This is a genomic window from Arachnia propionica (assembly GCF_037055325.1).
GTDB lineage: Bacteria > Actinomycetota > Actinomycetes > Propionibacteriales > Propionibacteriaceae > Arachnia.
The window spans coordinates 1587802-1601084 of record NZ_CP146373.1 but is presented as its reverse complement, the minus strand read 5'-3'; the positions used below and the strand labels follow the sequence as shown (position 1 = coordinate 1601084).

General features: G+C 64.1%; 13 protein-coding genes. 5 read left to right on the top strand and 8 right to left on the bottom strand.

Annotation, left to right across the window (positions count from 1 at the left end; genetic code table 11):
• Window positions 1-85: 85 nt before the first annotated feature.
• Genes ssd through V7R84_RS07420 form a run of 4 tightly spaced genes read left to right on the top strand, consistent with a single transcriptional unit; the run spans window position 86 to window position 3649 of the window.
• Window positions 86-1108, top strand: a complete 1023-nt coding sequence (gene ssd, locus V7R84_RS07435; RefSeq protein ID WP_338573641.1) for a septum site-determining protein Ssd — start codon at window positions 86-88, stop codon at window positions 1106-1108.
• Complete coding sequence (locus V7R84_RS07430; protein ID WP_338573640.1) at window positions 1108-2247, top strand: TadA family conjugal transfer-associated ATPase; 1140 nt, start codon at window positions 1108-1110, stop codon at window positions 2245-2247. The genes ssd and V7R84_RS07430 overlap by 1 nt, the downstream gene beginning before the upstream one ends.
• 5 nt (window positions 2248-2252) lie before the next feature.
• The gene (locus V7R84_RS07425; protein WP_338573639.1) at window positions 2253-3041 is read left to right on the top strand and encodes a hypothetical protein; all 789 of its coding nucleotides are present in this window, start codon (window positions 2253-2255) and stop codon (window positions 3039-3041) included.
• The gene (locus V7R84_RS07420; protein ID WP_338573636.1) at window positions 3038-3649 is read left to right on the top strand and encodes a type II secretion system F family protein; all 612 of its coding nucleotides are present in this window, start codon (window positions 3038-3040) and stop codon (window positions 3647-3649) included. Before V7R84_RS07425 ends, V7R84_RS07420 begins: the two co-directional genes overlap by 4 nt.
• A 1103-nt stretch (window positions 3650-4752) precedes the next feature.
• On the opposite strand, the gene V7R84_RS07415 is transcribed toward V7R84_RS07420, so the two are convergent.
• The 5 genes from V7R84_RS07415 to V7R84_RS07395 form a co-directional block, all read right to left on the bottom strand.
• Entirely contained in the window at window positions 4753-5499 is a 747-nt protein-coding gene (locus V7R84_RS07415) for an ABC transporter permease (RefSeq protein ID WP_338573633.1), read from the bottom strand.
• Window positions 5500-5505: 6 nt separating this feature from the next.
• Entirely contained in the window at window positions 5506-6258 is a 753-nt protein-coding gene (locus V7R84_RS07410; protein ID WP_338573631.1) for an ABC transporter permease, read from the bottom strand.
• Window positions 6255-7154 carry an ABC transporter ATP-binding protein gene (locus V7R84_RS07405; protein WP_338573629.1) on the bottom strand — a complete coding sequence of 300 codons (900 nt, stop codon included), beginning with the start codon at window positions 7152-7154 and terminating at the stop codon, window positions 6255-6257. Before V7R84_RS07405 ends, V7R84_RS07410 begins: the two co-directional genes overlap by 4 nt.
• Window positions 7155-7268: 114 nt before the next feature.
• Window positions 7269-8000, bottom strand: coding sequence for a response regulator transcription factor (locus V7R84_RS07400; RefSeq protein ID WP_338573627.1), 732 nt, complete (start codon window positions 7998-8000; stop codon window positions 7269-7271).
• Complete coding sequence (locus V7R84_RS07395; protein WP_338573625.1) at window positions 7997-9139, bottom strand: sensor histidine kinase; 1143 nt, start codon at window positions 9137-9139, stop codon at window positions 7997-7999. Before V7R84_RS07395 ends, V7R84_RS07400 begins: the two co-directional genes overlap by 4 nt.
• A gap of 701 nt (window positions 9140-9840) precedes the next feature.
• On the opposite strand from V7R84_RS07395, the gene V7R84_RS07390 reads away from it, so the two are divergent.
• Window positions 9841-12072, top strand: coding sequence for a DEAD/DEAH box helicase (locus V7R84_RS07390; RefSeq protein WP_338573623.1), 2232 nt, complete (start codon window positions 9841-9843; stop codon window positions 12070-12072).
• A gap of 86 nt (window positions 12073-12158) precedes the next feature.
• On the opposite strand, the gene V7R84_RS07385 is transcribed toward V7R84_RS07390, so the two are convergent.
• Genes V7R84_RS07385 through V7R84_RS07375 form a run of 3 tightly spaced genes read right to left on the bottom strand, consistent with a single transcriptional unit; the run spans window position 12159 to window position 13266 of the window.
• Complete coding sequence (locus V7R84_RS07385; protein ID WP_338573621.1) at window positions 12159-12545, bottom strand: Rv3654c family TadE-like protein; 387 nt, start codon at window positions 12543-12545, stop codon at window positions 12159-12161.
• On the bottom strand, window positions 12542-13036 hold the full coding sequence (locus V7R84_RS07380; RefSeq protein WP_338573619.1) for a TadE family type IV pilus minor pilin: 495 nt from the start codon (window positions 13034-13036) through the stop codon (window positions 12542-12544). The genes V7R84_RS07385 and V7R84_RS07380 overlap by 4 nt, the downstream gene beginning before the upstream one ends.
• 5 nt (window positions 13037-13041) lie before the next feature.
• On the bottom strand, window positions 13042-13266 hold the full coding sequence (locus V7R84_RS07375; RefSeq protein ID WP_338573618.1) for a DUF4244 domain-containing protein: 225 nt from the start codon (window positions 13264-13266) through the stop codon (window positions 13042-13044).
• Window positions 13267-13283: the final 17 nt, after the last annotated feature.

Here is a 13283-nt window from a genome sequence, read left to right as displayed (position 1 = left end):
GTTGTTCTTCAGGTACATCAAACAGGTTATCCACACCCTCGAGCGGAAACGGAGAATCAACCCCATCGGTTCCCACAGTGAAAACGTGAACACATCGGAGATTACCGGTCCATTGCTCGCGACGCGGGAAGCCGCGCTCGCGGATTCCGTGCTCGCCACCACGCTGGCCCTCGGAATCGATTTGGAGGTCATCACGGATCGGGAAGAGCTCAGACGCCGCTGGCGCACCGCCACACTGCGCTTGGTGGGCGCGGACATGGCGTCGCGGGCCGCGGCCCTCGGGGTCGTGCCCGGGGTGTGGGTGGTGGGTTTCGACTCCGAGGAGTTGCTGCCGGCCTCCGCGGAGCTGGGCGCGCCCGCGTTGCTGCTGCCCGAAGAGTCGCAGCGCCTGGCGGAGGTCCTCTCCAACGAGCTGCCGGGCCGGGACGCGGCGCAGACGCTGGCGTTGACAGGGGCCTCCGGTGGGTTGGGGGTCAGCTCCCTCGCGGTGGCGTTAGCGACACGAGCCGCAGAGACGGGACTGCGCTCGGTGGCGGTGGAGCTGGCGAGCTGCGGTGGTGGCCTGGATCTGCTGTTCGGGGCCGAAACCCAGGAGGGCATGACCTGGGAGGAGCTGCGGCACGCCGTCGGTGAGATCGGCGACCTCACCCCACATTTGGTCCCGGCGGAGCGGGTCTCGGTGCTGGCGCTGGGCAGACCCCACGGCGATTCCCCCGACGAGGCGGCGTTGTCGGCGGTGCTCAGGTCGCTGGAACGCAGCCACGACCTGGTGGTCGTGGACGCGGGCGACGGCGCTCGCCTGGCGGAGCTGGGACGTCGCGTCGTCCCGTTGCTGATGGTCGGCGCAGACGTGCGGTCGGTGGCCGCGGCCCGGATGCGGGCCCGCCGGATCGACCTGACCGGGGCGTTGCTGGTGGTGCGGGTCGGGAAGGGTCGCGGGCTGCCACCCGAAGCGGTCTCTGATGCGCTGGGTCTGCCGCTGGCCGGGGTGGTGCGCGACGACCCCAAAGTGCCGCGGCTCGCGGCCCAGGGAGCCAGCGTCGGATCGCGGCCCGCGGCCCGGCTGCGCCGGGACTCGGCGCGGCTGCTGCAGGAGGTGCGTCTGTGATGTTGGAGGAGCTGCAGGCCAGGCTGGGCAGGCTCGGTCGCCCCCACACGGCTGCGGACGTCGCCACCGCGATGCGCGGCATGGGGCTAGTGGTCACCGACACGGCTCTGAGGCAGGCCATGGACCAGCTGCGCCGCAACTCCGTCGGGGCTGGTCCGCTGGAGGAGCTTCTTCGGGAACCGGGAGTCTCGGACGTGCTCGTCAACGGCCCGGACGCGGTGTTTGTGGATCGCGGCGCCGGACTGGAGACCGCAGACGTGCGCTTCATCCACGACGAGGCGGTCCGCAGGCTCGCGATCCGGCTGGCAGCCACCGCGGGCAGACGCCTGGACGACGCCCAGCCATTCGTCGACGGTCGGCTGCCGGGCGGGGTGCGGTTGCACGCGGTGCTGGCTCCGCTGGCCAGCCCGGGGACGTGCATCTCGCTGCGGGTCCCGGCGTCGCGGAGCCTGACCCTGGAGGAGCTGCACGCCGCGGGGTCGCTCACCGACGAATCCCTGGAACTGTGCCGGAGAGTGATCGCCCGGAAGGTGCCGTTCCTGATCTCCGGTGGCACAGGAACTGGTAAGACCACCCTGCTGGCGGCGCTGCTGGCCGAGGTGCCGGCAACGGAACGGATCGTCGTGGTGGAGGACGCCCGGGAACTGACCCCCCGACACCCGCACTGTGTGCGCATGGAGGGCAGGCCCCCCAACAACGAGGGCAAAGGAGCGATCACGCTCACCACCCTGGTGCGGCAGGCCCTCAGGATGCGCCCCGACCGGGTGGTGCTGGGGGAGGTACGTGGCGCGGAACTCACCGACCTGCTTTCGGCGCTCAACACCGGACACGAGGGCGGTTGCGGCACCGTCCACGCCAACTCCGTCGCCGACGTTCCTGCCCGGCTGGAAGCCCTCGCCGCACTCGGCGGACTGGGTCGTGAGGCCTGTCACGCGCAACTCGCCGCGGCCCTACGACTGGTGCTGCATCTGCGTCGCGGCGCCGATGGGAAACGCTGGCTGGCGGAGGTGGGGGCGTTCAGGCGGGGCGCGGATGGGCTGGTCGGGATCGTGCCCGCCATGACCGTCGCCGACGGGGCCACCACCTGGGGGCCGGGAGCGGACCTCGTGCGCGACTGGCTGGAGTGGTCGCGATGCTGATCTGCGTGCTGTTTTTTGCCCTCGCTGCTGCGCTGCTCGTCGGAAAGGAGCAGAATTTGGAGAGGCTGGAAACACCGGCTCGTCGCGGACCGGGACGTGACAGCGCAGCTGCTGTGAGGAAGACGTCCCGGCCCGTGGTGATCGTCCTCGCAGCCGGTCTGGTGGCGGTGGCCGTGGTGTTCGGAATCAAAGCAGCGGGCTGGGGTCTCGTCGCCGCCATCGCCGTCGGCACCGCCGCGTGGGTGCTGCGGCGTTCCACCGCGGAACGCATCCGACGCAACCGGGCCGACGAAACCACCCGGGTGACGGTGGGCCTGGCCATGCTGCTGCGCGCCGGACAGATTCCCACAGTGGCGCTCGCCGAGGCCGCCACGGACTGCGAGGCCCTGGCCCCCGTCTCAGCCGTCGCCACCCTGGGCGGGGACGTCCCCGCCGCGCTGCAGGAGGTGGCCCAGGCCCCAGGACGTGAGGGCCTGGCGCGGGTCGCCGGAGCGTGGCGGGTGGCGGAACGCACCGGCGCGCCCGTTGCCTCCGTGCTGCTGCAGGTCGCGGAGGGGCTGCGGGCCGAACGAGAACTCGCGGGAGTCGTCGAGGCCGAACTGGCGATGGCGCGCGGCAGCGCCCGGATCATGGCCTTCCTACCGTTTGGGGCCCTGCTGCTCGGTTCCTTCGTCGGGGCCAATCCCCTCGGTTTCCTGCTGGAAAATCCGCTCGGGCCGGTGCTGGCGCTCGCCGGGGTGGGGTTGGCAGCCGCCGGGGTGGTGTGGACCGAGAAACTGGCGGCCCAGCAATGAATACCGCGATTCTGGTCGGCTTCCTCGTTGCTGCAGCCGTCCTGGCATGGTGGGCCCCACCGCCCCTGAGTAGGCTGGACCCCCAGCCCTCTCCGCTGCCCGGATGGGTGGGGAAGGCGTGGGAGTGGGTGGTGACATGGCGGAGCGGTCGCAGGAAGGCGGAGCGGGCCGTGGTGCGGGAACTCCCCGAAACCCTGGAGCTGCTGGCCGTCTGCCTGGAGGCCGGAGCCCCCATGACCAACGCCATCGCCACGGTCGCCGAGGTCAGCCCATCCGCCACGGCTGCGATCCTGCACGGGATCGATGCGCAGTTGCAGGTCGGTAGGGACCCTCAGGACGCCTGGGGCAGCCTCGCCGACCACCCCGACTGGGGGCCGCCGGCCCGCGACGCCGCCCGCTCGGCCCGCTCCGGCACCAGCCTGGTGGATTGCCTCCGCGTCCACGCCGACGAGGCGCGCCGTCGCCGTCGCGAACAGGAAACCAAACGGGCCAGGTCGGTGGGGGTGAAATCGGTGCAACCGCTCGCGCTGTGTTTCCTGCCCGCCTTCGTGCTCGTCGGGGTGGTACCACTGGTGGCGTCGCTGCTCGGCACCTTCGCGGGTCGCTGAACCCGAAGGTCCGAAACCGGCTGGATCCCTTCCCCGACGCTGGTTGAGCCGGCCTGTGAGTGTGATGTCTCAGGACATGGGTGATGGTTGGAACTTCTTGCGGCCGCGCGACATGTGGACGGACGCCGTTGTCAGCTTCAGGTCAGGCATCACGAAGAATTGCAGGAAAATCAGATCAACCATCCGAGACGTAACGCAGTAGCATGTCCTCCGTAACACCCTCATGAACCGTGATGGCCTTGTCGCGGTATTCCCATTGATGTTCGCGCAGTGATCTGCGAACCCCAAGGTGCACAACTACCGTGCCGACGGGACATCCCGGCCTGATCAAAAAGACTTCACAGCTGATGTCCTAGTTCCAGAAGTATGTCGGTGATATCGCCCACATACTTCTCGCCGGGAAGGAAGCGTGTTTCCGACGACCATGACTGGGCTGTCCGCTCGGTCAAGAATTGTTGGTTGCGCCATAGTAGGGATGCATGTGAACCGAAGTGATCCAAAGCGCGTTGAAGGTTTGGCGGTGTGGAACTCTTGGCGCGTCAAGGATGTGATGATTCCCCAGTCAGGTTCGGGGGTAGAATACATGTACGTCGGCCATGTCGTTGTTATGAGTAATATGCTACCTAATGCTTCGGTAGGAATGGCGGGGATGTGTTGCGACCAGCGCTGCAGTAGATATCATTCAACACTGAGCCTTATTCACAGCCTTTCTCAAGTGCGCCCTGACTAGGGGCTTTGCTGGCCGCCACGCCGTCTGTGAATAAGCCTCACTGTTTGCAAGAAAATAGAATTGCCCAACGGGAGTCCTGTCAGAATAAAAGCGATCAAAGATGGCGGCATCATAGGCTGAATGCTGAAGGCTGAAGGCTGAAGGCTGAAGGCAATCAGACTGGGCTTCAATTTTTTGCTCGGGTGGTGCGTGCCGAAGGAAGCCTATTGGGAATTGAGGAAAATCGGGCGGAGGTCTGGAGTATAATCCAAGTTTTTTACTGCCATCTACAAAAGTCTAGAGCTCTGCTATTGATATGAGAGGTCTGAACGTTCATCCATGCCTTCTCTGATTTTCGTTACGCGACGTCGTTGACAATGCCGGCCTCGTGATGTCAACGAAGCTTGACTGCTTGAATGAGGGGAACGGTAATCCATGCGAGGGCCGCTGTTAGTGCGAGGCTCGTGATCAGGAGAGACGCGGCGTCGCCGATGGTGAGTCCGCCGGATTCGGCGATTGCGATGGAACCGAGATTGAGAGCGCGAGTGTTGATGGCTTGCGGGAGGATATATCCGATGGGCTTCAGTGTGGTAGAAGTGACGGCTGCTACCCCGGCCACGCACCCCAGCAGGCACAAGGCTACTGGCGCGGCGAAGGATTTCAGTAGCATTGAAAGCAGAGATTGCACGGTGATCAATGGCAGAGCGGCTACCAGTGCGATGAATCCAACGACTGCAAACCCCCAAGGGAAAGGTCCTTCTAGGTGAAGGACGAAGATTCCCGAGAAGGCGGTTCCTGTGACGAGGACGGCTTGCATGAGTGTCACTGGGATAAAAACCGCACCAACCTTGGCGGCCGCGAGTCGGAAAGGTTTTGCGGTTGCCGTTAACAACAAATTCCAGTTGGTGCCGCGATGCTCCATGCGCCAGGCCGTCGCCGCAAGCAGGCTGATGCCCATTGAATAAAATAGTAGGCCATAGAACAGGACGACCTGGGATGTGAATGAGGCCCATCCTGAGTCGAGTGCGTTGCTATTGCCAGCGAAGTTGATCGTGCCAGTGGTGACTGCGAGGATCGGGAGGACGAATGCGATGATCCAGGTGCTGGAGCGTTTGAGCTTGGTAAGTTCTGCCCTGAACATTGAGCTTTACCTTTCGACGTGATCCAAATGCCGAGTGACCAGGATGAAGACGAGCGCGACTATGACAAGGAATCCGGCGACCCAGCCGTAGGCGACGGTAACATAAGAGACATTGCCATTATGTTGGCCAACATGAGAGATCACAGCGTAGTAGCCCCATGGGATTACCTTGGTGATGTCGGCGGGTATGAGTAGAGAGAACACGGCCAAGAACGCCCCGAGCATTCCAACGCCGACACTGACGAGTTGGTTTTCCATCCGAGCGGCAAGCCAAATGTGTAAGGCACAGAAGGCGACGTCCACAAGGTAAAGCAGCAAAGTGTAGCCTGCCCATTGCGCAACCTCCAACGGTACCTGGATGCCTGCTAGCCGGCCGATGCCAATCACTAGAAGCGTCTCTACGAGGACGGCGGGTAGGAGCAAGATTGCAAGGGCAGCGAGCTTGGCGCGGCACAATGTTCCCGGGGTGTGCCCTGCTGTTGCGGCTAGTGTCCAGCCGACGCCGGAGTGCTCAATGTCTGTTTGACGGCTGGCCAAGACGGCGACAAGAATCGGCGAGGTCATTGCAGCCATCATCGTGTAACTCAGTAATAGGCTGGCCCACGGATGTGCTGCTGGGTTATCGAACATCTCGTGCGTTCTACCGGAGAACAGTGAAGCTGAGCTAAGAGCTGCAACAGCGGCGATCAGTCCGATGAGTAGTGGTAATGTGTGTAGACGTCGCATCTTGCGGAATTCCAGCCAGATGTTGTTTCTCATACGAGACCGCCTCGGCCGGTGAGATCCATGAAAACGTCCTCAAGGCTCTGCTGCACACGACGCACCTCGTGGATTGGGATGTCAGCAGCAGCAAGTATTTTTACCATTGCGGCGGTTTGTTCCTTATCCAGTCCGCTGACGATAATGCCATCAGGGGTAATGGTCGCGCCATCGACGAGCCGGCGAGCATCTCCAGGACGGGAAGTTTTGATGATCAGATCAGGCACGGAGTGTTCAAATAATTGCTCGCGTGTGCCCTGGAAGATCATCTTCCCCGATGAAAGAATACCTAAGATGGTTGCCATTTTGTCGATTTCGTCGAGTAGGTGGCTGGAAACCATCACTGTGATGCCCTTGTTTGCAAGATCCATAAGGAGGGTGCGTATTTCTTCGATACCGGCTGGGTCGAGGCCGTTTGTAGGCTCGTCGAGCACTAGTAGTGCGGGATTGCGTGCGAGGGCCATGGCGATGCCGAGGCGCTGCTTCATTCCCAGTGAATAGTTCCGCACCAGCTTGTCTTTGTGCTCTATGAGGCGCACGGTTTTCAGAGCTTCCTCGATTTGTGGAACAGCGAGACCGAGCATGTCGCGGACGATCTGCATGTTCTCCCAGCCGGTTAGATGTCCATAGCCTGGGGGCGCTTCGATCATCGAACCGATTAATGGCAGTAGCTCACCACGTGAGGCAGGTGTGAGACGTTTCCCGAAGATCTCGATCTCACCGGCTGTCGGCTGGGTCAGGCCCAGCAGCATCTTCATCGTCGTCGACTTTCCCGAACCGTTTGGGCCGAGAAATCCGTAAACGACGCCTTGTGGGATCCTCAGATCGAGACTGTCGACAGCTGTGTGACCCTTGAACTGTTTCGTCAGACCTCGAGTTTCAATGACGGTACTCATGATGCGCTCGACTTGGTGTGCAGCATGCTTCCAAGTTTCCCGGTGCCGGGCCTGTTACGCATCGTGCCGCAGGGGGAAATTTTTTGCCCGACACCTCATACCATTGTGGGAGACCTATGACTGGGGGCCCTGTGCTTCGTCGATGATGCCTTCATCTCTCGCTGCAAGCGTGATCAGTGGGTCAGCCAGTCCCTGTCTATGAGCCCAGATGACGAGGTGCACCCTGTCACGGACGCCGAGTTTGGAGAGGATATGCCCTACGTGTGTTTTGACGGTGACGTCCGCGATGGACAACTGTCGGGCGATCTCTGGGTTGGAGTGCCCGGTGACCACGAGGTCGAACACGTTTCGCTCGCGCTCGGTGAGTGTTGTCAATGCCCCGGCTCTCGCAGTCGCTTTCGGCTCCTCTGTTGTGAGTCGGGCCAGCAGGCGTTTCCCTGTGCTCGCCGCGGTGGTGAATGTTCCGTGATGGGCCGCGCGGATCGCATCGACGAGCTCGCCCGCAGTGCTGTCTTTGAGGATGAACCCGATGGCACCGGCTTTGAGCATCCTGATGGCGTAGGCGTCGGTGTCATATGTGGTCAACCCGAGGATCCGTGTGGTCGGGTTGATCTGCTCGTTGACGATCGTCCGGGTCGCTTCGATGCCATCGAGGAGCGGCATCCTGATGTCCATCAAGACCACATCGGGCTTAAGCACACGCACGCGATCGATTGCTTCCTTGCCGTTACGAGCTGTTCCCACGGTATGCATGTCTGGTTGGGCATTGACGATGCGAGTGAACCCGTCAAGGACGAGCGATTGGTCGTCGACGACGAGCACACCGAGATCCCGCTTATCGTTCATCGCGCCGTCACCGTAGTACCTGCCGCAGTCAATGGCCATATCGCGACAAGGGTAAAGGAGTCGTATACCTCGTAGGATAGACGACCGCCGTAGAGCGTGCAGCGGCGCCTCATTCCAGCGATGCCGCGGTGTTCACGCACCGGCGCATTCACAGACTCGGCCTTAATGGGATTCGATACCGTGACCGTGAGGCTCTCTGCTGTCCAGCTGAAGGCAAGCTGAACGCTGCTCTCAGCACCGTGACGAATGACGTTTGTCAGCGACTCCTGGAGCACCCGATAGACGGCCAGTGACAGGCCAGGACTCAGCGGGACCGGACCGCCGTCTTCCTGGTAGCTAATACGCAGCCCTGAGGAGCGGAGCTCTTGGAGAAGTCTGTCGAGGTCTTCCAGGCTTGGTGAAGGGCTTGTCTTTTCAGAGTCCGCCGGCGCAAGTAGACAGCGCACTTCTGTAAGTGCTGATCGACCAGCTCCAGAGATCCGCGCGAACAGATCGTAGACTTCGCTCGTTGGTGCGATGGCCTGCCCGCTTTCTGCTTGTATTACGATACCAGTGAGCGTGTGCGCCAGAATATCGTGTATTTCATCGCTGATGTGTTCACGTTCCTCAAGCGCAGCGAGTTGCGAGCGGGCTTCAGCGTCACGTTCGGATAGCAGTCGTCGATACTCTGCCTGTTGTACAGCATCGGCACGGTGCCGCAGCAGCAGCCCAAGAGACCAAGCGGCAACGAAACTTACGGAAACCAAGCCGATGATGAGAACGGCAGAGCTGTGAGTAGGCATCTGACCACCGGCGATCGCCCGTCCTGTGAACACTGTCAGAAACGTCAGGCCGAGTATCGGTCCGATGATGGAATGCTGTTCGCGTGAATGGGCTGCCATTGAGTATGCAGCCACGAGCAGTATTGCATCGCCGGGCAAGAGGAACGACGCTTCCGCGAGCAAGTGTGCCAAAGAGATGCACATAGCAACCGTTGCCATCGCGACAGGGGCTGTTCTCCGCAGTGCCAGCGTTGCGGCCATCATCGCGGACCACCACCAGTCAGGCTGCCCGACCAGCCCCATGAGGATACAAACCAGGATCGCCACCAGCGCGACGAGCATGTCGCCGCGCCATCCATGCCCCCAGTTCTCGCTCATACATCAAGCTTAACTGCGCGTTGCCCATAGCCAACAGGATGAACCTCGCTAGTCCGCCGATTCCATCTCACGGTCTATGACCATTGGAGGAGTTGCCTCCGCTAATCGTACGGGCCCTCCTCAAAAGATCATCTGATCGGGTCATTCGGGTAGGTGGTCTAAGAGGTTCCTGGAATACTTGTGTTCCCCAGGTGTGTCAGCATCAGTGTGAAGGCCGACATCCTTACGACCGTTCCAGTGACACCAGCCAGGCCATGCATGATCATCGATAATTCCATCGAAATGGATCATTACATACAGCGACATAGTGAGGATCCTGCGGCTAGATTAGACGTGAAGCTGATCCCGATCAGGGCCACGCCACGGTGCAGGTCACTCTGGCCTTGTGGTCGTGTCCACACTGCCGCCTAGTGCGCCACACGGAAACCGGGATCCGTTGCTGGCGTGCATGAGCGAAGACCGCAGCCGTCTGTCCGGCGGTGATGTTGTTCAACACGCCCAGGAGACATCAGCCCGGCTAGGAGCGCCACCTGAAGCTCGGGATCGGGACGAATCTGGAGAGCTGGAACTGCTTTGCCGGGCATGCAGCGAGCCTGAGTATATGCGTCATCTCGGGTCGCTCGTTTCTCGTGAGCCGTCTCAACCGGTTTCATGGAATGGTCCGACCCGATCAGTCGGCGAGGGGTGGCAGAGTTGGGCCGGTGAACTGGGAGTGGGTGACCGGGGCCGAGGAGGCGGTGGTGGTGCGCCGCCGGCCCGCTTCCCCGGGGGCGTGGGCCGACTGGCCCGGCTGGCTCGATGCGGAACTCGTCGACGGGTTCCGGGCCGCGGGTATCGACCGGCCCTGGTGGCACCAGGCGGAATTCGCGGAGCTGGCCCGTGCTGGCAGTCACGCCGCGATCTGCACCCCCACCGGTTCCGGGAAGTCGCTGGCCTACCTGATGCCAGTGCTCGCCGCGCTGCGGGAACCCAGGGCGGGTCGCGGCAGGGGATTCGCGCTGCGCCGCCCCACCGCGCTGTACCTGGCGCCCACCAAGGCCCTGGCTCACGACCAGGCCCGGGCCGCCGAGGCTCTGGCCCCGGGGTCGGTGCGGATCGGTGCCCTCGATGGCGACTCCGACGAGGCCGAGCGGCGATTCGCCCGCGAGCACGCCAACCTGGTGCTCACCAACCCCGACATGCTGCACTTCTCCGTGCTGCCGAACCATCGTCGCTGGTCGGCGCTGCTGGGCGGGCTGCGCTACGTCATCATCGACGAAGCCCACCGCTACCAGGGAGTCTTCGGGGCGCACGTCGCGCAGGTGCTGCGGCGGCTGCGACGCCTTGCGGCCGCCCACGGCGCCGAACCGACCATCCTGCTCAGCTCCGCCACCGCACCGAACGCCGCCGACTTCGGGGGCGCCCTGATCGGTGAGGACCGGGTGGAGGTGGTCGCCGACTCGACCGCCCCGACCGCCGCCCGCACCGTCGTGCTGTGGCAACCATCCACCAGCCTCGCCCGCGACACCTCCCGGCTGCTGGCGGGACTGACAGACGACGCCACCCAGACCCTCGCCTTCGTCGCATCCCGTGCCGGGGCGGAACTGACCAGCCTGGAGGCCGCTGAACTGGCCGCCGAACCGGGGCGGATCGCGTCTTACCGTGGCGGCTACCTGGCCATGGAACGCCGCGACCTGGAGGCAGCTCTGCACACCGGGGAGATCCTCGGACTGGCCACCACGAACGCGCTGGAACTCGGCATCGACGTCTCCGGCATCGACGCGGTGCTCGTGTCCGGGTTTCCCGGGAAACTGTCGGCGTTCTGGCAGCAGGCCGGACGGGCGGGCCGCGCGGGCAAGGAGGCTCTGGTGGTGCTGCTGGCCCGTGAGAACCCCCTTGACGCCTACCTGCTGCAACATCCCGAACTGATCTTCGACGCCCCCGTCGAAGCCGCGATCTGCCACCCGCAGAACCCGCACGTCCTCGGCCCACACCTGGCAGCCGCCGCGCAGGAACACCCGTTGACGGCCGCCGACGAACGCTGGTTCGGCCCCACCGCCCTGCCGCTAGCAGCACACCTCGCCGCCGGAAAAGTGCTGCGGGACCGCGGCAGAACGTGGTACTGGACCCGCCCCGACCGCGCCGTCGACCACATCAACCTGCGATCCACCACACCCCGGCCCGTGGAGATCATCGAACGCTCCACCGGACAGGTGATCGGGGTGGTGGATCCGGCAGCCGCCGACCGCACCGTCCATCAGGGTGCCGTCTACCTCCACCAAGGACGCTCGTTTGTGGTGACCGAACTGGACGTCGAGGAGCGCCGTGCCATGGTGGTGGCCGCCCGCAACCCCTGGTACACCCAGGCCGAATCCGTCCAGGACATCGCGGTGCTGCGGGAGCAGCGGTCGCGACCACTCGGCTCGACAACCCTGCATTTCGGCGACGTGCGACTCAGCTGGCAAGTCACCGGATACCTGCGCCGCGACGAAACCACCCACGAGGTGCTCGACTCCACCCCGCTCGACTGCCCGGAACACACCCTCACCACGCAGGCAGTGTGGTGGAGCGTCCCGGAGACCCTGGAACGGGAACTGGGCTGGGGTTCGCTGCAACTCGGAGCCGCTGCGCACGCCGCCGAACACACCTCCATCGGCTTGCTGCCGGCCTTCGCGCCCTGCGACCGCTGGGACATCGGCGGGGTTTCCACGGCCCGTCACCCGGACACCGGATTGGCGACGGTGTTCGTCCACGACGGCCTGCCCGGTGGGGCGGGTTTCGCCGCCCGAGCCCACGAGGTGGCCGAGCAGTGGCTGGCGGCGACCTTGGAACGGCTGCGCACCTGCCGCTGTGAAACGGGCTGCCCGGCCTGCGTCGTCTCCCCGAAATGCGGCAACGCCAACCAGGTCCTCGACAAAACGGCAGCCACCGAGCTGCTGCGCCGGATCCTCTGAGAAACCGGCCGCCGGGGCGATTCGATCGGATCCTCGAACAGCACCCGTCCGCGAAACCCCGGATGGTGCTCACATGACGTCTCCTCTCACACCGTCCCCGCGGTGGCGTTTCGTTCCACGTCGGCGGGGTTGAAACCACGCCCCTCCAGCAACGGCAGGGCAACTGTCACCTCGACCACGAACCGGGGACGCTGCCCCCGCACCTCGCAGCCGGCGAGGCGTCCACCGTTCTTCGAGGCCACCTTCGAGGCCTCGGCGCAAGCGTCGCCACCATTCACCTCGACCGCGGCGGCTGCCAGGGCCGTCAGATCGGCGACATCCTGAGCCCGTTCCGCGCGGGCCAGCCACCCGACGATCAGCGCGACGGTGGCAGCGACCATCACCAGCCCCAGACAGACCCCCGCGACCAGCACCGTTCCCATTCCCCGCTCGTCGCGGACCCGGGAACGTCCCGGACGGTGTGTGGTGCTCATGGTCCGACCCCCGGTTCCCAGTGAGCCCAGGCAGTGGCCTCGAGGGGAATCGCACCGACGTGGAGGATGGAGACGTCCAGGCGGGTGGTCACCCGCACCCCGGACTCGGCGCGTTCGACCTCGATGCGTGCCCGCTCGGGCGCCTTCTCCTTGGTTTTCTCCGCCAGCGCATCGTCGCCCCGTGCCAGGTGCTTGGCCAATTCCGAGCTGACGGTCTGGATACCCGACTGGGACACCCCGAGCAGGACGATACCGACCAGGGCCGATACCAGCAGCACGAGAGTGACCAACCCGATGGCGAACTCCACCGTCGCCATACCCCGCTGGCCGCGCCGGGCCCGGCGTCGCCCGAACCAGCTGACATGCCCCGCCCGCCGCCGGCGAGGCACCGGGGCAACCGGGGTGACGGCGTCAGCCGTCGCTATTTCCTCGCCCCGCGCCCCCGGCCCACCCACCTGGAGGCGTGGGGCGGATGCGTCCGCCCCACGCATGCTGGTCAGTTGTCCTGCTGGGCGACGTTGACGAAGATGTCGGTGACCCACTTCATGATCGTGTCGAAGACCGAGTTGTCGTGGAAGACACGGAGCAGCAGCATCGCTGCGGCCGCAGCACCCAACAAACCGATGGCGTACTCGACGGTGGTGAGCCCCCGCTCGGCGAAGCGACGAGACAGCGGCTTCTTCTTCTCGACGCGGGCGATGCTCTTGGCGGACTCGGACATGGCTTCCCCTTTCACGT